Genomic DNA, 21,787 nt, shown 5'->3' with positions numbered 1-21,787 from the left:
TGTAAAAACCGACCACAAGGGTCGGCTCAAAGTGTGAAATACTTTCCTTCCGTTAGGAAATATTCGATTCAGGATTTTGCGGATCAATCACATCAGATTTTAGTGATTTCTACTCCCTTGAATCTGCAAATGTTTTAATTCGAGCTCCTATCTCATCACGGACACGCTGGAAGAATGCCCATTTTTCATCTTCAGAACCTTCAGCCTTAGCCGGATCGTCAAATCCCCAATGAACTCGATCGTTTTTACCAGGTGTTGCAGGGCATACATCGTTCGCATGGCCACATAATGTGACTACAAGATCTGCTTTTTCCAAGATGGTTGGATCGATGATATCGGAAGTTTGATTCGATATATCGATTCCCACTTCATTCATTGCTTTAATTGCATTTGGATTCACTCCATGAGCTTCAATACCTGCAGAGTATACATCCCAAGAGTCCCCTAGGTATTTTTTAGCCCATCCTTCTGCCATTTGGCTGCGACAAGAGTTACCTGTACATAAGAAGTAAATTGTTTTTTTCATGGCAAGGACCGTCCTTTTATGAAAGTCGATCAGAAAAATATTTCTTTTTAAACCATAATGCTACATTAACAAGAGCAATCATAACTGGTACTTCCACCAATGGACCAATGACAGCTGCAAATGCTGCTCCAGAATGGATACCAAATACACCTACAGCTACTGCGATGGCAAGTTCAAAGTTATTGCTTCCTGCCGTAAACGCAAGCGTTGTTGTAACTGGATAGCTAGTTCCTAGTTTTCTACCCATAAAGAATGAAACAAAGAACATGACCACAAAGTAGATTAATAACGGAATAGCTATACGAATGACATCTAACGGTAGACTAACAATGGTACCTCCTTTTAAAGAGAACATCACAATAATCGTGAAAAGTAATGCGATTAATGTAATCGGGCTGATTTTAGGAATGAATACTTTTTCATACCATTGGCGGCCTTTCATCTTAACCAAAGTAAAACGAGTTAGCATCCCTGCAAAAAATGGAATCCCTAAATATATGAGAACCGATTTCGCTACTTCTAGCATGGTGATGCTTACAACAGCACCTTCTAAGCCTAGCCATTCTGGAATAACCGTTACGAACACATATGCGTATACCGAGAAAAAGAGCATTTGAAAAACGGAGTTAAAAGCGACAAGCCCTGCAGCATACTCCGTATCACCCTTTGCTAGATCGTTCCACACGATTACCATGGCAATACAACGGGCAAGTCCAATCATGATGAGACCGACCATATATTCGGGTTTATCGTATAAAAAAATGACTGCTAATCCAAACATTAAAATAGGACCAATAATCCAGTTTTGGACCAGCGAAAGCATTAAGACCTTTGTATCTTTAAATACCCGCCCCATCTCTTCGTACCGCACTTTTGCAAGTGGTGGATACATCATTAAGATAAGACCGATGGCTAATGGAATCGATGTCGTACCAATTTGTAGGCTATTTAGTCCAGAAACAAACTGCGGATAGATAAAGCCCAATCCAATCCCAATCCCCATCGCTAAAAAGATCCACAGGGTTAAGTATCGATCTAAAAATGAAAGGCGCTTTTTACCTTGATTGCTCATTAGGGCACCTCCTTACATAATCTTTGTCTGATAATATTACTCACAGGTAATTTGAAGATTTGCTTCTTTTAGCTTTTCGAAGTCTAGCGTACAATCTGGTAACTGAGATAATGATATTCCGATTTGTTCCAGGGTAATACGGTTTAGTGAGTAAATAACCCACTGCCCTTTTCGAGTCTCTTTAATCAGGTTTTCTGTCTTGAGGCGACTCATATGTCGCGATATGGATGGTTGCGAGATACCAAAAATCGGGACTAATTCACACACACAGCAGTCTCTTTGATTTAACAAAGCAATGATTTTAAGCCGTGTAGGATCACCTAATGCTTTAAAAGCAGCAGATAATTGGATTAAATCCATTCCAAAAACACATCCTTTATTAATCATATAGCCATATTGCTATATTAGCATTATAATGACTGATCCTCAACCATACATTATTCTTACGTGTGAAAAATGTGTCACAGTGCCATATCCTATGCTTTTGTTTCTTTTCTATATGCATATGAGGAGATACACCGTTCGAGAAATCAATCATGAAGAAGAATGGAATACAAGAAGTATTGTAATAAATAATCAAAAAGAAATAAGGGTAGTTATATAACACTACCCTTCTACCCTATGTGAATTGTTTATGGAGTTTGGGCAACATATGTCCGTGTGGATTCAAATATTTTAGTGTGCTACAAACTTGTTACCTTTTTTAAGAAAAACCTCATATGTACGGGATATTCTATTACCATTTTGGTATGCAATTTTGTGTCACTGTACATCTAATAATATAAGTTTAGCTAAATCTTGCATCGATTCTCTTTTGTATTCTGTATCATCCTTTGTTATTTAACTTGAAATAATTATGCAGCCCTCATTCCCTTCTTTCTTCACGCACCGGTTTCACATCTTCTGGTATATGTTCTAGCTCTACATGTAGATATTCAACATCAAATGCTCCCGAATAGCCAAATAGGTCTCCAAAAATTGGATTTGAGATCTTGACATCGATCCGATACTTTTCTCTTTGTTTGTCGTACCATTCATATACATCTGCGTAACCGGAAAACAGCATTGGGAACTTGAAACCGAACCATCCCTCGTAAAAGTACTGATTTCCCGATCGTAAATGCATTCCCCCATTTTCCACTACAGACATCTCTATTTCCACAGCAAGATGCTGGTGGGTTCCAAGGTAATCGATGATTTTTTGCCTTTTCTCACTGTAAATCATTGTTGCATCAAAGCGGCGCAGACGATTAGAAAACTCGTATTTTCGTACCCACGTAACCGTCTCACGGCCGAAGCTGTCTACATATGCATAATTTTCGATAGTAAATGGTACGTTTTGCCCTTGCTCGGGAAACATGATGTTCCTCCAGGTCCCAATATAGAGAAAAGGAAGTGTAAAAGCTTTCCCGTACCACACTTTCTCCATGATTCCGCGACCAATCGACGCTCGCTTATCTATGCTGGAAAACCCGAATCGTTCCTGAATCTTCGGATGAAGCTTTTCGAAGTCTGCTCCAAGTAATCTCTGGTAAATAGAGCACAATTTTACTTACATCTCCTTTTAATTAAAATTGCTATTTACTTGCGTTCCTAACTTGTCGGTCGTAGGTTTTCGCAAGCAGGCATACGCATTGGGCAGATTCGTCAGGTTGAGAATTCCGATCACGGATAATGCCATCATGCAGATATTTAATGTAACCGGATTAAACGGCTCGACAAACACGTTGGGTTGACTTAACGCCCCGAGTCCAAGAAAAACAAGCAAAAACAGATTCCCTAGGTATAGTGCTTTTCGACGTCCTCTTCCTACTAAAAAGAAGAGTAGCCCAAATCCGATTTCTCCAGCACCAACAAAAAACAGTACCAGTTGTTCATAACCTTGGAATAGTTGAGTCGCTTGTAATAATTGTAATTCCCGGGTCTGAGGGTAGAGTAGTTTTGGAAACAACCCTTGATACATCCTAATGAAAGCAAGAATGCTCCAACAAATCAACTCCGTTAGCGCTCGCAAAAAAGATAATTTTGGATGAATTCCTTTCTCTATCCACAGACGCAAGGCGTCAAAACTCCATGCCGTTGCCCAGCCCATCATAGGTCGAAACAACATACGATCCAGCCATCTGCCCATTGTTCCAAACCTTGTTTGATAATCATATCGTGTAAAAAAACGTATCCCATCTTCACTAGGTACGTATCTCCAGAATCCCGAACCCTCGCGAATTAGTGAAATGGCGTTGTCAGACCAGAATTTCAGGACTGAAGTCTTCGTCTCGTCTCTCTCGGTAGTGCCGACACTTTTCCCTTCACCCGAAATTGATAAGCCAAAACCGATATTCGTTTGATAGAGAAAACGTTGAGGTTCAGCTTCAGTCTTTTTCGGAAGATATGAAATTTTCGTAAAACGCAAATCCCACTGCTCGTGCAGTTCAGGGGTTTGTGTGTATTTCCACAATGTTTCGATATCTGTACGTATCGTACTCTCAACGTAAATCGGCTTGTTTTTTGTCAAGATGAATCCACCTACAATCTATGTTGAAGAACAGAAATAACCGCATTCTTCTCTCGTACTTGCATTATATCATTTGCTGATTATTAAAGAGATGGTATCCTTTTAAAATTTTCCATTGTTTCATATTTAATCTTATTTATTACACAAAATTCTTATACTAGCGGATAATGACAGGCAACCATTCTGCCTTCTATCTGCTTAAGTTCTGGCTCCTGACTTTTACATCTATCTTGAACATATGGACATCTGGTATGGAATCTACATCCAGAAGGCGGATTTATCGGACTTGGAATCTCCCCTTCCAATATGAGCTTTTCCTTACTTCTTTCATGAGGATCAGGGACAGGTGCTGCTGCAACCAAAAACTTTGTATAGGGATGCAATGGATGATCATATACTTCATTTGTTGGACCTAGCTCCATGATTTTCCCGACAAACATGACACCGATACGATCTGAAAAATAGCGTACAACATTCAGATCATGCGAGATAAATAGATAGGTTAATTGTTTTTGCTCCTGAAGCTTCTGTAATAGATTAATTATCTGAGATTGAATTGATACGTCCAAAGCTGACACAGGTTCATCGCAAACGACGAATTTGGGATTTAAGGCAAGAGCCCTAGCAATGCCTATTCGTTGTCTTTGTCCTCCACTGAACATATGAGGGTACCTATTGCCATATGTTTTTCTTAAACCGACCACTTCCATTAATTCTGCAACTCTTTCATCCTTTTCTTTTTTGTTCATTGACTCATGAGTTACCAAGGGTTCTCCAATGATATCAGTTACTTTCATCCGTGGATTAAGAGAAGCGAAGGGATCTTGAAAAATGATTTGCATTTGTTTTCTCAATTGGCGCAGTTCTTTACTTGTTAGCTCGAATATATTCTGGTCTTCAAAATAGGCTTCTCCTTCTGTTGCGTCTAGCAAGCGGAGAAGCGTTCTGCCAAGGGTACTTTTACCACAACCAGATTCTCCAACGATAGCAAGCGTTTCGCCTTCATAGATATCAAAGCTGATATCATCAACAGCATGAACCATCGCAGATTTTTTTCGAAACATCCCTTTTTCAACTGGAAAATATGTTTTCACATTTCTTACTTTCATGAGTACACGATTCACATCATCACCCCCTAATTCTTGTATTTTATGCATCTGACCAAGTGTCCTTCACCTACATCCACGAGATCAGGTTCCACTTCTCTGCATGCATCTTCTGCATAGATACACCTAGGGTGAAATCTACAGCCTTTTGGTAAATTCAGCATATTGGGAACCATTCCTTTGATGCTGTATAATCCCTTTTCTTTGTTCTGTTGAACATTGCTTCTTGGAATTGATTTTAGCAATCCTTCCGTATAGGGATGCTTTGGATGATCGAACAGTTCATATACATCAGCCTGTTCCATAATCTTGCCTGCATACATGACATAGACATAATCACACATTTCTGCAACAATCCCTAAGTTATGGGTGATCATGATAATTGAGGTATCAATTTCTTCTTGCAAATTTTTCATTAGCTTTAATATCTGAGCTTCAATGGTGACATCTAAGGCGGTGGTAGGTTCATCTGCGATTAGTAGTTTTGATCGACAAATCAGTGCCATTGCAATCATCACTCTTTGCCGTAATCCTCCTGATAATTGATGAGGAAAGACCCGATATCTTTCCTCAGGTTCTGGAATGCCCACCATTTTAAACATCTCGATTACTTTTTGCTTCGCTTCAGCTTTTTTCATATGTTTATTATGTAAAAGTAGAGTTTCTGCAACTTGCTTTCCTACTGGATATACAGGGTTTAATGAAGTCATTGGCTCTTGAAAAATCATTGATAGCTCATTTCCTCTAAGAGAACGCATTTCTGCTTTAGAAATTCCTACGAGATTTTTATTTTGAAATAGTATTTCTCCTCCTGCAATTTTTCCTGGGGGAGCAATTAATTGCATGATAGATAAGGAGGTCATACTTTTTCCACAACCGGATTCTCCAACAATGCCAATAATCTGCCCCTTTTTAACCTTTATGCTAATATCATCTACCGCTGGCACTACGCCCTTGTCCGTGTAGAAATAGGTTTTTAAATTATTGATCTCTAAAATGGTACTAGCATCATTCATCTCACAATTCCCCCTATTGTTTTAAGTATGGATCTAGGGCATCCCGAAGACCATCTCCTAAAAAATTAAATGCCAAGACTATCACTAAAATAGCGATTCCCGGAGAAATTGCGACCCAAGGGGCATTAAATAAAAATTCCTTACCATTTGATACCATGAGTCCCCAACTGGAGGCTGGCGGTTGTGCCCCTACTCCAAGAAAACTAAGACTTGCTTCAGATAAGATAGACCCCGGGATCTCTAATGTAAACAGAACAAGGAGTTGTGGGATACAGTTCGGTAAGATATGACGAATCATGATGATAGAAGGCTTGACGCCAATAGCTCTGGCTGACTCTACAAATTCTTTGTTTTTTAAGGAAAGAGTTTGTGCTCGAACCACCCTTGCAGTTCCCGCCCAGCCAACAATACTTAGTGCGATAAAGATATTTAAAAGACTAGCACCTAGCGTGTACATGACGACCATTGCCAGTAGTAACGATGGAAAAGATAGAACCATATCAGATACGGTCATGATAATAAAATCTGTTTTGCGTCCAAAATATCCTGCGATAATGCCGAATATGATCCCAATTAACATCGTAATCAGACTAGGAACAATTCCGATCAGCAAAGAAATTCGCGAACCGTATATGATTCTGGATAAAACATCTCTTCCAAACATATCTGTACCCAGCCAATATTCCATGCTTGGCTTTTGAAATTGAAGATCCAGGGATACTTCGTACGGATTATAAGGAGCTAGATAGGGGGCAAATATGGCCACCAGAATGAACAGAGCGATGATCGTACCACCAGCCATAGCCATTCGATCTTTTCGTAATGATTTGAAGACATCCTGCCAAAAAGTCTCTTTTACGAGTTCATCACTGGGTTCGATAATTTCTTTTTTAAATAACATATTCTTCGCGATATTCAATTTCTAGTACCTCCTTTAATCATATTTTATCCGAGGATCTAACAGGGAATAGAGAACGTCTGCTACCAGATTTCCTAAGATAACCAGTACTGTCGTAAACATCACGGCCCCTTGGAGAAGTGGCATATCTCTGTTTTGAATAGCATTGACAGCAATTCTCCCAATGCCTGGTATTCCAAACACGGTCTCTGTTATAACGGCTCCAGATAAAAGCCCTGCAACTTGAAGTGCCATCACTGTTACAACAGGCAACATGGCATTTTTCAGTGCATGATTGATGACCACTTTTAGTTCGAGATTTCCTTTTGCTCTTGCTGTACGAATGTAATCATTTCGCATAACTTCTAGTAGGCTTGATCTTGTTAGTCGTGAAATTGTTCCGGCAGAACTCCACCCAAGGACAATAGCAGGCATGATTAAATATTCGGGACCATCGAATCCAGAAACTGGTAAAATCCCTAACCAAAAAGCAAAGATATATTGGAAAAGTAGACCTGCCCAAAAAACGGGTATGGAAACACCAAGAAGTGAGAATCCCATAATGGAATTGTCGAGAAAGGAACGCTTCTTCACAGCGGATAAAACCCCGGCTGGAATGCCGATTATCCATGATACCAAAGCCCCAGAAATCGCTAGAATCAACGTGTTAGGGAAAGCATCCATAAGAAGCGATGAAACAGATCGATTTAGTTTATAGGAGACGCCAAAATCACCATGCAGTGCATTCCAAATAAATCTAAAAAATCTGATATAAGCAGGGTCATCTAGTTGCATCTGTGCGCGAACTCTTGCCACAACATCTGCACTGATATGATCTTTCATCATGAGTGCGACAGGATCACCGGGAATAACATTCAAGAGAATAAAAGTAATCAGTGCGATTCCAAACGTTACAGGTATGGAAATGACAAGTCTTCTAATAATATAATGTCCCACTAAACCACCCCTCCTCTTCGTTTCTTCCTATGTAAAAATAACTACTTGAAATCAGTAGTTATTTTTACTAGAAGCATCTTTATTATTTCTTACATGGATAATTCTCTATTTTGCCTCAACAATTTCTAACCCATAATAGCTCATGGATGACCAGCCATTCCAAGCCACTTGGAAGTTCTTCACCCTTGGTTGAACAACAAATAATTGATTAAGAGCGAACAAAGGAATCCACGCTGCATCTTCTTGCGCGATGGTTTTTTCCATCTCTTGGTACAACTTAATTCTTTCGGTTTGATCAACCATTGTTCTAGCTTTTTCTAGTTTCGCGTTCACTTCTAAATTATTATAATTGTAAGATCTGACTTTGCTATTTTTCTGAGAGAAAAATGTGTAGAAGAAGTTGTCGGGGTCGTTATAATCGGCAGACCATTCATTCTGATTCGATGGAAGCTTTCCAACCTGTCTTGTTGCAAAATAGGTTGATTCATCTATTTGTGTAATTTTTACACGAACGCCAACTTTCTGTAACATAGCCTGCACAGCTTCATTGATTTTCAACGTATTTGGACTATCTGTTGTCTGCACAATTTCCATGTCAAATCCATTCGGATAGCCAGCTTCTGTCAGTAATTGTTTTGCTTTTTCTGGATTATATTCGATTTTTGGCAATTCTGGATTATAGCCCAAAAGCCCAGGAGGCGAAATTCCATGAACTAATTGACCTTCTCCATAGTACAACTTATCAAGAAGTGTCTGACGATCAATAGACATTTGTAAGGCTTTTCTTATTCTTACATCGTCCAATGGTTTAATATCTTCATTCAATGCATAGTAATAAAGTCCTACTATAGGCCCGCTTACTATGCTATTCTTCCATTTCTCATTGTCTCTAAACTGCGGGATCTGCGAGGCTGAATTGCTTAAATTGAAAATGTCTAGTTTCCCTGTTTCAAACATGATTCGATTCGTTTCAGCGTCAGGAACTATCTTAATATTGACACCATCAATTTTGGGGGCGCCTTGGAAATAATCTGGGTTTGATACTAATACAACTGTGTCATTTAATGCCCAAGATTTCATTTTGAATGGACCTGTACCAATCGTTTTCTGAGGGTCGATTCCGAATTGTTCTCCAGCTTCCGTGGTTGCTTTGCGATTATAAATAGAACCTGCTGGCGTTGCAAGATTAGCTAAAAATGGCGCAAAGGCTTTCGCCAAAGTAATCTCTATCGTATTGTCATCGATTACTTTGATTCCACTAACGCTGTTCGCTTTACCGTCCATTCTGTCTTTAGCACCTGCTATCATGTCAAGAAAATCTGTATTTAATGCCTTTGTTGCAGGATCGAGCATTCTATCAAAGGTATATAGTACGTCATCAGCTTTTAAGATTTCACCATTATGGAATTTTACGTCTTTTCTTATATGGAAGGTATATTTGAGACCATCTGGAGAGACTTCCCAACTTTCTGCAAGGCCGGGAACAAGTTCGGATTTACCTGGGGAGACTGTTATTGCTTCAACAAGGCGATCGTAAATATTTAAGGGAATCGTATATTCTGAAGTGGTTTTTTGAACATCTGTCGTACCTGGATCTGAAATCTCAGATGTCGTTATCATTTTATCAGAACTAGCGCTATTCCCACAGCCACTCAGAACAGTTGTTGCCAGAATAATCGGGATAAGAACGAACGAAAAGATTGATTTTCTATTTTTATTCATAGACTGCCCCCTTATTTCATAGAATGATGGTCACAACCTATTACTTCCCTAATCAATACATATTTTACGCCCTTCAGAAAAATAATAGTAACTACCCACTTGACCTGTACCCTTTCATTTATTACCACCTCAACCCTCTAAAGAAAATTATTATGCTAATGTTACTCTTATTTTCAGAACGAGTCATTACACATATTGTACTAATATTCAGATAATTCAATCTATTATATTTATACAATGTGTCTATTGTTTATTATATATTTCTGTTTCTTCCACCTATTCTTTTAAGCAATGAGGAACGTTTTTACTAAATCTTCTGTTATAAATATTCGCTTCTTTTTTTCTCCCCTTATAGAAATCGCAATGACTGTCGGCATTTATCGACAGTCATTGCGATTTCTATAAGGCAAAGCCTTTTGCTAAGTAATTTGAAGTAGACGTATGATTTCACCATCTATTACTTCTTCACTGACCTTTTTAAACCCCAAAGATTCATACAAGTTCCCAGCAATTTGGTTATTGGGTCTGTGTCCAATCATTATTCTTTTGCAGTTCATTAAGCCCATATGTTCAATAAGTTTTTTCAATGCTACCTTACCGTAGCCTAGTTAGTTGCACTGCCCATCGAAATGAAATGTACACCTTCGTCTATTTAAGCTGCTTCTTATCGCGCTTCCCCAAATGTGTATAGGATATCCGATCAACAAAGTCGATCTCTTTAGGCAATTGATACCTTGCAACTTTAGGGCGCAACCAATCCAGTAGGGTCTCTTTTGTAAGATCAGCATTTTGAACTGGTTGAACAACAGCTTTCAACCTTTGCCCAAACATTTCATCACGAACCCCTATAACGGCTACGTCTTCTACCGAGGGATGATGGATAAGTATTTGTTCAATCTCAATGGGATAAACATTTTCACCAGCTGAAACCACCATATCATCTGTTCTTCCGCATAAATAATAATACCCATAATCATCCCGGTAACCTAAATCGCCAGTCTCGATCCATGAACGATATCTATTTCTCATTGACCAATTATTTTTTATGCAAAATTCTCCTATTTCACCCACTCCACGTTTTTTCTTATTCTGATCCAACACGTGTAATCTGACGCTTTTTATTTTTTTACCAATCGTATTCGCCGAGTATTTCAAATCTTGTGGCGTTGCAATGATATTCAAGCCAGCTTCTGAAGTACCGTACAAATTGTATAATACATCTCCTAATTTGCTAAGCACCTCCGCTACAAGTTTCGGATTGAGCTCTGCTCCGCCTGATGCGATACAGGCAAGCGATTTCAAGTCCTCGACATTATGTTTCAGCATTTTATTTACCATTAACGGGACGACGGTTACGACTTCAACCTTGTGCTTTTGTATGAGGTCACATGCCTTTGCAGCGTCAAAACCAGATGTTATGACTATTTTTTTCCCTAATGCGATGAACAAAAGTAAAATAGCGATCCCATATCCGTGATAAATAGGAGTAGCGATATAAGCCGTATGATAACGTAGTAGTTGAAGTCTGGTAAGTAACATTGAAAACGGAGGCAAATAATTGAATAAGGATGGTTTGTGTGCGACCTTTTTAGATTTCCCCGTAGTTCCGCCTGTTAGCAGTACGATCTTGCTTGAAGACGTTCTCTGCCGCTTTTGTTTTTCATCATAAACGAATGTATGAAGTAAATTATTGATGGCAGGCAAATGATCATGGTAACTCAAAACCTTCTCATTCGAATACGACGATTTTTCAATTATTGTAGTCATCTCCACATCATGCACAAGAAAATCTAAATCATAAGCTTCCAGAAGTTGATTAAGCTGTCCTATGCTCATTTCGCTATTGAGCAAAAAAATGTCTGAACCAGTGAATGAAGCAGCAAAAATGGATTTCACCAAAGAAGCATGGTTTTTGCATAAAAAACCGACCTTCTTGCCGCTGGTAAGTCCATATTTTTGCTTCAGAATGATAGAGAGGCGCTCCGATTTGGATAACAACTGTTGAAAGGTGATTGATTCCTGCTCATCCACCAATGCGACTTTATGACCATGAGTTCTCTCTGCAACCTTTAAGAGTGTCATCAAGTTGATTCCATACTGATAAATGGCAACGATTAACCTATAAAAACTCACTGGGGAAAGTATTTTCATTTTGTATAGAACATCAAAGAGATAAATGATCCGCATCGTTACTTCCTCCTTTTTCGCAGCCTTCCCGGAATGACCCGTTCCCAAAGCCCTCTACAAAAAATGGATGCCAATTGTCCAAAAATCAACCACCACGGCATCATGTTTTTGCGTTTTGTATACATCGATTTTGCGATCATTTGGGCTGCGTGTCCCGGGCTCATGGCGGGCATGTTTTGATAAGCAGCTGTTGGCAAGATCATTGGCGTTTTCACTAATGGAAGATAGATGGACGTCGTTAAGATCCCCAACGCATTCAATTCAGGTGCTGCAGACCGAAACCACGTATCGAAAGCTGACTTGGAAGCCTGATACGCAGCCCAATAAGGGATAGGTATTAACGAAGTGTTTATAGTAGAAATGTTGATAATCTGTCCATTATTTTGTTTAAGCTGCGGAATGACGGACAATAGCAATCTCACTGGCGCATAATAATTGATAGCCATCGTTCGCGTAAAATCGTGATAACGATCCAACGAGTCCATAATCGAACGTCTGATGGATAGGCCTGCGTTGTTCACCATGACATCCACCCCGACAGGCTGTTGATGAAGAAACGTTAGGAACCCTTCCATCTCATCCGTATCTCTTAAATCTGCCTGAAAGAAACTTACCTTGGCAGCCTTCTTTTCAATTTCCTGTTTCATATTTTGTAGCTTTTCCCCTCTTCTTGCCACAAGGATCAGATGAACGTTGAAATCAGCCAAAAGATAAGCCACCTGCTCACCTATCCCGGAACTCGCACCTGTTATCACAATCGTCTTGCCTTGTACGGAGTTTGCAAGCTTCTTCTTGTCCAAAACAGTAGGCAAAAACAACACTTTTTCCCAAATATTATAGTTATGCATCAACGTAATCCTTTTTTGGTTGTTTGTGTAGTACATCTCTATTTTCCTCAATTTATTTGCTGGAAACAAGAGCCTTATTTTGCTTTCATCTTCTTTTATTGCATCTTTCAACTTTTGATGGAGAAATCGTTTATATTCAATCATTTCTTCTAATTTTTGTTCAGAGTATTCAACTAATTACTCAAAAGTAAACGAACTACCGTATTTATTATATTCCTCTTTAAAAACCTCCTTTTTTAACCAGCCACTCAATACTTCTTTAATTTGAATAAAATCCTTAGCCAAATGTGAAAGGTCTTTTGCTGTTCTTCAATTTCTCTTTTAAAGTGTTCTCCCTCAATCAAAGTCCAACCTAGAATAGGTTCTGTAGAAAATCCCCGATTTAAGAGTTTCATATCGAACCCCTGAACTCTTGACTGCCAGTTAAGCACTCTCCCACACTTATCAGTTGCACTATCAAATTACCAAGGATAAATCCCTTGTTTATTCTTATAATACGGAGTTGTACTGGAACCTAACGATCTTCGCCACTCTTGCCGTTTTTCGCCCCCTTACAGGGACCTAGCAAGACGAAAGCCGAGATCATCAATTCGAAAAGTAGGGTGACTGCGGCGGCGGCACGTCGCCCCACAACCCCTAGCCTCTTCCGCCCAGCTACCACCGCGGAAAATTCTGTAGGAATCGTATACTTTCACATCGTATAGATCCCAACACCACTCCCAAACATTTCCTAGCATATCGTAGAGCCCCCACATATTCGGCTCCTTTCTACCCACCTCACGGACCATGCCCTCAGAATTTCCACGATACCATGCTATCTCATCCAGCTTACCGTATAGATACCCAGTTGTTCCCGCTTTACACGCATACTGCCATTCCGCTTCTGTAGGAAGACGATAACCATCCGCTCCCCAGTTACAGACGACACTCTCACCATCATCACTTACTGAGTAACATTCATTTAGACCTGAGTGCTTAGATAGTAAATTACAAAATGAGATTGCATCATTCCATGAGACATCCACAACCGGAACCTGTGGTTCGCCATTAGGTACGGCTTTCTTTTGCACGATCGAGAAATATAACGCTTTCGTAACAGGAACCGGTGCAAGCAAAAAAGTATCCACCTCAACCGTCCATGTAATTTTTATTCGATCATCCCTTAATTCAATTTCACCTGCAGGAATTTTCACCATTGGATACTGAGCATGACTACGCCGTGCGTTTGACATCTATCTTCCTCCCGTTCCATCTTCTACTTCAACATGCTTAACTTTTCAATCGCTTGTTGTTCGGTCGGCAAGAAAAAGATATCGTTTCCGCTGTTAGATTCATAGATGAAGTCTTTTAAGCTTTGACTTGAATACACAGAAAAATCTCCAATAATTGCAACCTTCACGCGATAATTGATGAACTTCTGAAGGATTTCGCCTGCAAGGCGTGTTTTCAAATCGAAAAAGCTTTCACTTAGTAAGGATTTGTTTATAATGATACGATTGCAGCCTGATTCATATTGTACGGTTGCCATAAGATCCAACGCTGACTGAACATCCCCTATTAATATCTCGTTGCTGCTCACGACGGCAATATTTCCCCCACCTACTTCTACCTTCACTATATTCATAATCACCCTCCTAGTTAGCTTATACTCATCATACATCGGTAAACCTTCTCACATAATCCTCACAAATGTATCGGTTATCTTCGCCATTTATGGGCGGTATGCTCGCTACTCTAAAGAAGCTTAGTCCAACTACCATCGCAAGCAGTCCATATGCAGCACTTTTGGAATCTTCTACAGACATATGCCCCATCATGTTACCGTAATCAAAAATCTTTGCTATGCCATGGAGATCAGCCATATAACTCTTGGATACTACTTCCTGCAAATTGCGATCCAACACGGCTTTTGAGAAAAACTGTAGAAAGAGCCTTGCTTGATCTTCATGCGGGATAAACATCTTTTCAATACCATCCAGCTGCGAAACATTAATCCTCTTCTCCGTGTCATCACGGTATGGCGGTAGTATATGTTTCAAAGTAACGTCAATCATTTCCCGGGCTGTCATTGTATTTTCAATTTCTGATTCTATCTTTAGACCATAATAGGCCAAGAACGACTTAAAGGCTTCGATCGTCAGATTATCCTTGTTCTTATAATAATAAGTGACAACTCCCTTTGAGCAGTCAGCATACTCAGCAACCTTATCCAGTGTCATGCCATTAATCCCGTGAATGCTAATGCAGGTTAACGTGGCATTTATGACATCTGCTCGACGCTTTGGTTCCATTCCTAATTTGGGCATTATTTCACCTTATCCAATTCTTTTTTATACCAAACAGTCAGAATAAAAAAAGTGTACACAATGATTTAGCATGTTGTCAAATGAGGTATCAAATGTGTTGAAGTTCTCCTCTGATCCCTAGACAGCGCTCTCCCACAGTGGGGTTAGTTAAACAGTCAGTACGAGTTTTAAAGCCTGATATTCTTTTTTCTTCATACAAAAAAACGGCATCTCTGCCGTTTCCGTAGTTGATATAGGTGGAGTATAGCGGGATCGAACCTTGACCTCTACATTGCCAGTGTAGCGCTCTCCCGCAATGATTAGTTGCACTACCCAAAATTTAATGGAATTTTGCTTCACAGAGCTTGATTTGTTCCATTTATTGACAACAAAATCAATCTGGGGCTCTCTTCAGTGATCTGTTTACCCACCAATAATTAAACTCAAATATGGCAAATACACCAACTACGAGTGCCACAAGACTAACAGCCCATATTCCCAGATACGTCATCATAAACGAGATTCCATCCGTCGCAATCAGAAAAACGCTCCCAATTACCCAGAGAAAGTCCACCACAGAAAAGATAAGCACATTCCTAGGTGGAATGAATTTCAGTTTTACCGTCCAAAAAACAAAGGCTACGAAAACTACAAGAAAAATCCCCACTTTGACTAGCGCAGATGAATGATCCAGTCCCGTCAAGGTTGCCACGAAATGTGAGAAGAAGATCAAAATGATTCCTAATGCCCCCGTAGAGAAACCATTCGCTAACAAAACATAGCGAATAATACTCTCATTCTTCACGCTTTCTTCTGTGTGTAACTTTTGATTCATGGATAGACACCTCAATTTTCGTAAGGATTAAATGTCTGAAACCGATTGCGCCGTTTTCGTTCTGGTGTTTTTAACAAGAACATGCGCAAGCGGAATAAGGAATGTGGTATACACGGCTAGTAAGTAAAGACAGAGGCTGAAAGTATCGATATAGTTTTGCGCGCTTGCTTGTTGGGTACCGATCATATTTGCATGGTAACTAAGCCCGTTCAACCATACGATACCGATCAAACTAATCCCGATCGCATAAGAAATTTGGAACCCTGTCATTAGGATCCCTGACGCGGAACCAACATCACTCTTTCGTATTTTTGTGAGAACTATATTTGTTAAAGGAGCAGCAATAAAACCTTGACCGATACCGAGAACGACCAAAGCGGGAATCCATTGGACAATGGCTGCCGAGGTTCCCGTCATTGTAACGAAAAAAGCGAGAAGCATATATCCGCTTGCCGTCAGGATGGAACCCATCGTAAGTACATGAGGGCCAATCTTGCTGGCTATTTTGGACGATAGCAGAGAAGCTAGAAAATAACCTATTCCCATCGAAAAAATGACGAAGCCTGCTTTCAATGCTGTAAAACTTAGCCCAATTTGAAGCAAGTAAGCGGTAATGAGAAAAAATGCGGCTTGCGAGGACATCAGCAGAAATATGACGAGCATGCCGACAGTGAACTCCCGTTGACGGAAAAGACCCACTTGCATGAATGGAACACGATTGTTTCGCTGGACTCTCTTTTCAACCCACACGAATGCCGCCAAGACAGGAAACGAAAAGATCAAACTGAAAATGAGCACAGGCGGCCAATCTTCCTTCTGACCCTGCACGAGCGGATACACAAGCAGTAATAGTCCTACCGCGACAAGGAAAGCTCCCGCCCAATCGAATTTGGTGTTGTCAGCTGTTTTGGACTCCGAAATGAAGGGTGTCAAGCACAAGATTAACAAGCCGATCATTACGCTGAAAAAGAAAATCGTTCTCCAACCCAAGTCCCATGGGTTTACCTGCAACAGCAGACACCCAATGATTTGCCCCGTCGATGCAGCTAGCCCTTGTGTGGCACCATACCATCCGAAAATTGCACCTCGTTTTTCAGGTGGATAGTTTACTTGAATGAGCGACAATACTTGCGGTGAAATCAATGCGGCACTTAACCCTTGGAAGATCCGAGCCACTGTCAAAATGTCCACACTGGTAGCCAAGCCGCAAAACAAAGAGAATAGCGTAAAGCCAGCAACACCGATTAACAACATCTTTTTCCGCCCAAATACCTCCAGCAATAAGGGCGACGTCAAAAGCCAACGTGTAGCCTGTGATGATAAATTGGACGTCCGAAAAGTTTGCGTTCAGGCTATGCTGAATCGAGGGATCGCGACGTTGACAATAAAAACGTTCGCTATTGTCATAAATGTGGATAGAAGCAAGACAGAAAGTGTCAAATGTGGCACTGCGCGGGCTGGATTGCTTGCTAGTTGCTGATGGACGCTGGGAAAGCCAGATTTGATTTCAGGGGACATCGATCACACTCCATTTCTTGACACCCTTGCTGATTGACAACAGCCAAGATGTTTCTTTAAAATATGAGAGACAGATCTGTCTCTTTGGTTATTATGATACAGACAGATCTGTCTCATGTAAAGAAGTTTTTACTATATTTTTGAAAACCGGGTGATTTTTGTGAATAATAAGAAGTCGGCAAGAGAGCGAATATTACAAGTAGCGTCTGATTTGTTTTACAAGGAAGGTGTGCGATCTGTCGGAATCGATCGGATCATAGAGGAATCGGGAGTGGCCAAGGCGAGCTTTTACCGTAATTTCGCCAGTAAAGATGATTTGATAGTGAATTACTTAGAATATAGAGAAGGCCTAACCTTGGAACGTTTGGATGAGGCAGAGGAACGCCATCCCGATTCTCCCAAAATGCAACTTCTTGCGATGCTTGATGAGCTGGTCGAAAGGATGAATCAACCTGATTACCGTGGATGTCCATTCATGAATACAGTGGTGGAATTTCCAGATTCGAATCATTCCGGCCATCAAAAAGCTGTGGAAAGCCGTCGAGAGCTATGGAAAAAAGTAGAGGAAGTCATGCGAAAGGGTGGGGCTATAAATCCTAGAGAGTTGGCCGCGCAGCTGAAGATGCTTTGCAATGGTGCAGTGATGGTCTCTTATATAGACAAATCTGCTTTTAAACAGGAGGATTTTCTCAGTGCCGCACGGCTTCTAATTGAGAAGCAGATGTAGAAGTTACGTCCTCTACCAAGCATCCCAACACGCCCGACTTAGCGTGTTGGGATGCTTGGCCCTCAATTAGTGATCCGTATTTCGTGCATACAATGGCTCTCATTGGTTTCCTCCTAAACTTCAATTTGCAATGAGTATAGCTGCAACACGGTATTCTGACGAATGTTGGATTATGTTTAATTGCATTAATCCCTATTTGAAGAATACATTATAAATTCACCGATTACAGTTTTGCCATCTGATTCATACAGGGGAATTGATTTGTAACCGATAGCTTCCATAGATTCTTGATAGGCTATAGCCTCTTCCGGTGAAGAAACCGATGGAGCCATATCGGAGGCTTTTACATATCCGACAACCCCATTTTCTCCTACCGTACTAATTAAGTCTGGTTCTTGTGTTGTTGGTCCAGAATGGTAAGGCACATGTCCATAAGTTTGTCCTTGTTCGTTGACAGGATAGTCAGGAACTTTTTCTTCAACCGTAGTTATACTATTTGTTGAAGAATCTGCATTCACAGCAGAATATGTAGTAAATACAGTAGGTATACCAATCACTAAAGCCAGCGCCAATATTACTCCCACAAGAGAGTTTTTTTCATCTTCATAATCGACACACTCCTTTTTTCTATAGCATTTTTATTGAAATTGTTGCACAAAGGGGTCAGCCTGTTCTTCCAAGCCGTATTGTCAAATTAGGGAAAACCTGTATAATAGATGAATTACTATACTCTCCCCTTCTAATTTCTTTCGGTGTTCCTATTCTAATGGTAAAAACCTGAATTTTATTAATTTTAATCCGAGATAGAAAATTCTGATTAAGAATTACTTTATTTATCTCTGAGCTCTTCTGTTGATTTGTTATCTCACTACCCCCTTTTCCGTTACCGGTTCCGCTTTTTTTATTGGTTTCTGGTGCATGAGTTGTTGAATAATTTGAAATAAATTTAGGGAATTAATTATTTCTAAACAAAGAAGTTAACAAAGATGATTTACCAAAAATAACGTCTGATGGTTCAAGTTCTTTCATTCTGCGTATTTCGATGACTTCAAACTCCCTAAATATAGCTCGTAACTTTTCTTCAGTATATCCCAAGCCTCCTTTAAGACTACGTAATCGATAGACATCCCAATCAGATATATCTGATCCTCCCAATTCTCCCCCTAACACAAAACTAGTTAAAGCAAAGGAACCGTTGGGTTTTAATGCCTTTTTTATTAGACTTACATAATCCATTCGTCGGTGTGGAGGTATATAATGAAAACAGCCAGAATCATATACGATATCGTATCCCCCTTCTTCTAACTCTAATTCGAAGATATTTTTATTAATGAAATTCACTTTAATATTGTTTTCTTTTGCTCGTTCTTTTGCCCATTCAATTGCTTTCTACGACAGATCCACTGCATCAATTTCACAACCTTGTTGAGCAAAATAAAATGCATTTCTCCCAGGACCACAGCCAAGGTCTAGCACTTTACCTGACTGCAATTGTTCTTGTTCGAAATATTGGACTAAATTTCATCAGGGGCATTAACGAAAAAAGGTACTCCTTTGTTTTTAACAGAATAAAATATATCCCAATTAAAACTCGCTTGTTCTTTCAATAACGTATCTAGCATTTTTTAGAACAACGTTATAATTGAAAATTGTTTCGGCCATTCATAAGCCCCCCAAAAAAGAAAAATGTTTAGTATGATTTTACCATATGAACCAAAATATAGTGATTGTTTGTTTGAACTTATTGGGGGCTAGTCTAATACTTTTTTTAAAGGTCTACAACTTTATTTTGACGGAATATCACCCTTTAGTGCCTATCCTATTGATAATCTATGTTTTATCTCTCGTGCTTCTCTTTCGATTCCAGTATCTACTTCATGACAAACTTTGTTAGCCACTAATTTATTATCCTTATCCTTCTAAAGCCCTCTTAAGTTAAAGAAGACCAATAAAAGTAGACTCTAACTGCGCATTATGAAAAACCAATAAAGTCTACCCAGAGTTAAGTCCTTCGATTTACGTTCGTTCAAAAAAAACAAAGGCCTCTCACTTTGTAAAGTCTTTCCATGTGAAATCCAGAGTTAAAATCCCAACATGTTCTTTTTTATCAGTACCCTCTATGCTTTTTGTTGCTAAATCTGGTTCCCGAAAACAAACTAGTTCCTTATAATAACCAAACATACGACATATTTCAGGTCTTACCGAATGAATTCCACACTTATCTTTATTTAGGTCATAGAAGATACATGTTCCATAATATCTTTTTTGATTCTCAAGCTCTGAAAGTACCTTAGTCGGCATTGATTTTATCTTCTTTTTTATTATCATAAATTCGCTTTCAGTGACAGGTACTGGTCCGCAGCACAACCCTCTACATCCATCGCATGGTAAACGTTTCATATATTACATCTCCTTAATTATTCTATTAATATAAAAAATGGTGAGATTTTCTTACTACAATGTGGGCTGTACTCCTTTACACAATGAAAAAAGCCTCGCATAAATGCGAGACTAATAATAATTAATATTGTGATTGTGACATAGAGGATAGAAAGGTAAAACGCATCCAATAAAAGTAAATATTATTAATATTATTGCATAAATAGGTTCCACTTTTTCATTATTCTTACATCAATCATATCAAAAATGGAATCTTTAATTCACTACAAGATTTTGATTAGGTTTTTTTACGAATTATCATTTTTTTAAAAACGATTCAACTTTATTCAAAATTCACTAAAAACATACCGAAAGGGAAAGAGGTATGTTTTGGTTGTTAACGTCCAGTCAATTAAACGCAGGCATGGCTCTCCCATTATCTAGGAAAGCCAGCCTTATGACATCTTATAAAGAGAGTCGGAGGGTCCTTTAAAACATGAGGATATTGCTACTTTCACTGTTTTACCCAACAGTTCCGCTCTTCTTCTAGGCTCATCTGTAGCCTACTTATTGACTTACTTGTTAGCCACTATTTTTAGCTTTTCCAACTACTTACACGTTCCAATTACTCAGCCTTTGCTTCAGGGTGTTTCATGTTTTGCATTCTCTCTAACCACTCTTGTAGCAGTTTGTTCACTGTATCAGCATCATTTGCATCAGCTGCTACTTTAATCTGTTCCATGATATTTTCTTTGCTTTCACGAACTACGTGCTTGAAGCCCAGTTTTTCCATCTCTTCAGATGCTTGTTCCTGCGTTATAGTTCCAGCTTTTACTTGCTCTCGAATATCATCTAGCTTCTTTTTTGTTTCTTCATCGATATTTTTGGATTCACCAGCAAACTTTACATTCAGGCCCAGCTTTTCCATCTCTTCTGCTGCTAGTTCCTGAGTAAAAGTTCCAGCTTTTACTTGCTCTCGTATATCATCTAGCTTCTTTTTTGTTTCTTCATCGATATTTTTGGATTCACCAGCAAACTTTACATTCAGGCCCAGCTTTTCCATCTCTTCTGCTGCTTGTTCCTGAGTTAAAGTTCCAGCTTTTACTTGCTCTCGAATATCATCTAGCTTCTTTTTTGTTTCTTCATCGATATTTTTTGCTTTAACCGCAAACTTTACATTCAGGCCCAGCTTTTCCATC

At 39.4% G+C, this 21,787-nt stretch carries 20 protein-coding genes and 3 pseudogenes; 1 reads left to right on the top strand and 22 read right to left on the bottom strand.

Annotated features, from left to right (window positions below; all coding sequences use genetic code 11):
• Nucleotides 1–109: 109 nt before the first annotated feature.
• The 18 genes and pseudogenes from arsC to LM917_RS18185 all read right to left on the bottom strand — a co-directional run bounded on the left by arsC (nt 110) and on the right by LM917_RS18185 (nt 17,245).
• On the bottom strand, nt 110–526 hold the full coding sequence (gene arsC, locus LM917_RS18270; protein WP_232699135.1) for an arsenate reductase (thioredoxin): 417 nt from the start codon (nt 524–526) through the stop codon (nt 110–112).
• 16 nt (nt 527–542) lie between these two features.
• Nucleotides 543–1,598: an ACR3 family arsenite efflux transporter gene (arsB, locus tag LM917_RS18265; RefSeq protein WP_232699134.1), complete on the bottom strand. Its 1,056-nt coding sequence runs from the start codon at nt 1,596–1,598 to the stop codon at nt 543–545.
• A gap of 36 nt (nt 1,599–1,634) precedes the next feature.
• The gene (locus tag LM917_RS18260) at nt 1,635–1,958 is read right to left on the bottom strand and encodes an ArsR/SmtB family transcription factor (protein WP_232699133.1); all 324 of its coding nucleotides are present in this window, start codon (nt 1,956–1,958) and stop codon (nt 1,635–1,637) included.
• Between the two features lie 505 nt (nt 1,959–2,463).
• A complete protein-coding gene (locus LM917_RS18255) occupies nt 2,464–3,144 on the bottom strand; it encodes a DUF4166 domain-containing protein (protein WP_232699132.1) in 681 nt (226 codons plus the stop codon).
• An 18-nt stretch (nt 3,145–3,162) separates the two neighbouring features.
• The gene (locus LM917_RS18250; RefSeq protein ID WP_232699130.1) at nt 3,163–4,110 is read right to left on the bottom strand and encodes a DoxX-like family protein; all 948 of its coding nucleotides are present in this window, start codon (nt 4,108–4,110) and stop codon (nt 3,163–3,165) included.
• A gap of 152 nt (nt 4,111–4,262) precedes the next feature.
• Nucleotides 4,263–5,234 (bottom strand): ABC transporter ATP-binding protein, encoded by a 972-nt coding sequence (locus LM917_RS18245; protein WP_309241962.1) that lies wholly within the window; start codon nt 5,232–5,234, stop codon nt 4,263–4,265.
• Nucleotides 5,235–5,245: 11 nt separating this feature from the next.
• Nucleotides 5,246–6,232: an ABC transporter ATP-binding protein gene (locus LM917_RS18240; RefSeq protein WP_232699128.1), complete on the bottom strand. Its 987-nt coding sequence runs from the start codon at nt 6,230–6,232 to the stop codon at nt 5,246–5,248.
• Between the two features lie 13 nt (nt 6,233–6,245).
• Nucleotides 6,246–7,151 (bottom strand): ABC transporter permease, encoded by a 906-nt coding sequence (locus LM917_RS18235; protein WP_232699126.1) that lies wholly within the window; start codon nt 7,149–7,151, stop codon nt 6,246–6,248.
• Nucleotides 7,152–7,166: 15 nt separating this feature from the next.
• A complete protein-coding gene (locus LM917_RS18230) occupies nt 7,167–8,087 on the bottom strand; it encodes an ABC transporter permease (protein WP_232699124.1) in 921 nt (306 codons plus the stop codon).
• A 105-nt stretch (nt 8,088–8,192) separates the two neighbouring features.
• Nucleotides 8,193–9,809 carry an ABC transporter substrate-binding protein gene (locus tag LM917_RS18225; protein ID WP_232699123.1) on the bottom strand — a complete coding sequence of 539 codons (1,617 nt, stop codon included), beginning with the start codon at nt 9,807–9,809 and terminating at the stop codon, nt 8,193–8,195.
• 419 nt (nt 9,810–10,228) lie between these two features.
• A pseudogene (locus LM917_RS18220) lies at nt 10,229–10,402 on the bottom strand (GNAT family N-acetyltransferase); the annotation flags it as partial.
• Between the two features lie 55 nt (nt 10,403–10,457).
• Entirely contained in the window at nt 10,458–11,996 is a 1,539-nt protein-coding gene (locus tag LM917_RS18215) for an AMP-binding protein (protein WP_232699122.1), read from the bottom strand.
• A 2-nt stretch (nt 11,997–11,998) separates the two neighbouring features.
• Entirely contained in the window at nt 11,999–12,844 is an 846-nt protein-coding gene (locus LM917_RS18210) for an SDR family NAD(P)-dependent oxidoreductase (RefSeq protein ID WP_232699121.1), read from the bottom strand.
• 551 nt (nt 12,845–13,395) lie between these two features.
• Entirely contained in the window at nt 13,396–14,076 is a 681-nt protein-coding gene (locus LM917_RS18205; protein ID WP_232699120.1) for a formylglycine-generating enzyme family protein, read from the bottom strand.
• 23 nt (nt 14,077–14,099) lie between these two features.
• Nucleotides 14,100–14,468: a DUF4180 domain-containing protein gene (locus LM917_RS18200; RefSeq protein ID WP_232699119.1), complete on the bottom strand. Its 369-nt coding sequence runs from the start codon at nt 14,466–14,468 to the stop codon at nt 14,100–14,102.
• A gap of 28 nt (nt 14,469–14,496) precedes the next feature.
• On the bottom strand, nt 14,497–15,150 hold the full coding sequence (locus LM917_RS18195; RefSeq protein WP_232699118.1) for a TetR/AcrR family transcriptional regulator: 654 nt from the start codon (nt 15,148–15,150) through the stop codon (nt 14,497–14,499).
• Between the two features lie 373 nt (nt 15,151–15,523).
• Entirely contained in the window at nt 15,524–15,964 is a 441-nt protein-coding gene (locus LM917_RS18190; protein WP_232699116.1) for a hypothetical protein, read from the bottom strand.
• 27 nt (nt 15,965–15,991) lie between these two features.
• Nucleotides 15,992–17,245, bottom strand: a complete 1,254-nt coding sequence (locus LM917_RS18185) for an MFS transporter (RefSeq protein ID WP_255668417.1) — start codon at nt 17,243–17,245, stop codon at nt 15,992–15,994.
• A gap of 397 nt (nt 17,246–17,642) precedes the next feature.
• Between LM917_RS18185 and LM917_RS18180 the strand changes: the two genes are divergently transcribed.
• Nucleotides 17,643–18,209, top strand: a complete 567-nt coding sequence (locus LM917_RS18180; RefSeq protein WP_232699114.1) for a TetR/AcrR family transcriptional regulator — start codon at nt 17,643–17,645, stop codon at nt 18,207–18,209.
• 185 nt (nt 18,210–18,394) lie between these two features.
• On the opposite strand, the gene LM917_RS18175 is transcribed toward LM917_RS18180, so the two are convergent.
• The 4 genes and pseudogenes from LM917_RS18175 to LM917_RS18160 all read right to left on the bottom strand — a co-directional run.
• Nucleotides 18,395–18,781 (bottom strand): hypothetical protein, encoded by a 387-nt coding sequence (locus LM917_RS18175; protein ID WP_232699113.1) that lies wholly within the window; start codon nt 18,779–18,781, stop codon nt 18,395–18,397.
• A 382-nt stretch (nt 18,782–19,163) separates the two neighbouring features.
• A pseudogene (locus LM917_RS18170) lies at nt 19,164–19,871 on the bottom strand (class I SAM-dependent methyltransferase).
• Nucleotides 19,872–20,255: 384 nt separating this feature from the next.
• Complete coding sequence (locus LM917_RS18165) at nt 20,256–20,609, bottom strand: YkgJ family cysteine cluster protein (protein WP_232699112.1); 354 nt, start codon at nt 20,607–20,609, stop codon at nt 20,256–20,258.
• Nucleotides 20,610–21,213: 604 nt separating this feature from the next.
• Nucleotides 21,214–21,787: pseudogene (locus LM917_RS18160) on the bottom strand (hypothetical protein); the annotation flags it as partial.

It is taken from the genome of Brevibacillus daliensis (assembly GCF_021245735.1).
GTDB classification, from domain to species: domain Bacteria; phylum Bacillota; class Bacilli; order Brevibacillales; family Brevibacillaceae; genus Brevibacillus_B; species Brevibacillus_B daliensis.
This window is presented reverse-complemented; position numbering and strand designations above follow the sequence as displayed.

Excerpts from the sequence above, each read along its gene's own strand:
- arsC (WP_232699135.1), bottom strand. The coding sequence starts at position 526 with ATGAAAAAAACAATTTACTTCTTATGTACAGGTAACTCTTGTCGCAGC.
- LM917_RS18210 (WP_232699121.1), bottom strand. The coding sequence starts at position 12,844 with ATGCATAACTATAATATTTGGGAAAAAGTGTTGTTTTTGCCTACTGTT.
- arsB (WP_232699134.1), bottom strand. The coding sequence starts at position 1,598 with ATGAGCAATCAAGGTAAAAAGCGCCTTTCATTTTTAGATCGATACTTA.
- LM917_RS18190 (WP_232699116.1), bottom strand. The coding sequence starts at position 15,964 with ATGAATCAAAAGTTACACACAGAAGAAAGCGTGAAGAATGAGAGTATT.
- LM917_RS18195 (WP_232699118.1), bottom strand. The coding sequence starts at position 15,150 with ATGCCCAAATTAGGAATGGAACCAAAGCGTCGAGCAGATGTCATAAAT.
- LM917_RS18225 (WP_232699123.1), bottom strand. The coding sequence starts at position 9,809 with ATGAATAAAAATAGAAAATCAATCTTTTCGTTCGTTCTTATCCCGATT.
- LM917_RS18165 (WP_232699112.1), bottom strand. The coding sequence starts at position 20,609 with ATGAAACGTTTACCATGCGATGGATGTAGAGGGTTGTGCTGCGGACCA.
- LM917_RS18200 (WP_232699119.1), bottom strand. The coding sequence starts at position 14,468 with ATGAATATAGTGAAGGTAGAAGTAGGTGGGGGAAATATTGCCGTCGTG.
- LM917_RS18205 (WP_232699120.1), bottom strand. The coding sequence starts at position 14,076 with ATGTCAAACGCACGGCGTAGTCATGCTCAGTATCCAATGGTGAAAATT.
- LM917_RS18260 (WP_232699133.1), bottom strand. The coding sequence starts at position 1,958 with ATGGATTTAATCCAATTATCTGCTGCTTTTAAAGCATTAGGTGATCCT.
- LM917_RS18215 (WP_232699122.1), bottom strand. The coding sequence starts at position 11,996 with ATGCGGATCATTTATCTCTTTGATGTTCTATACAAAATGAAAATACTT.
- LM917_RS18240 (WP_232699128.1), bottom strand. The coding sequence starts at position 6,232 with ATGAATGATGCTAGTACCATTTTAGAGATCAATAATTTAAAAACCTAT.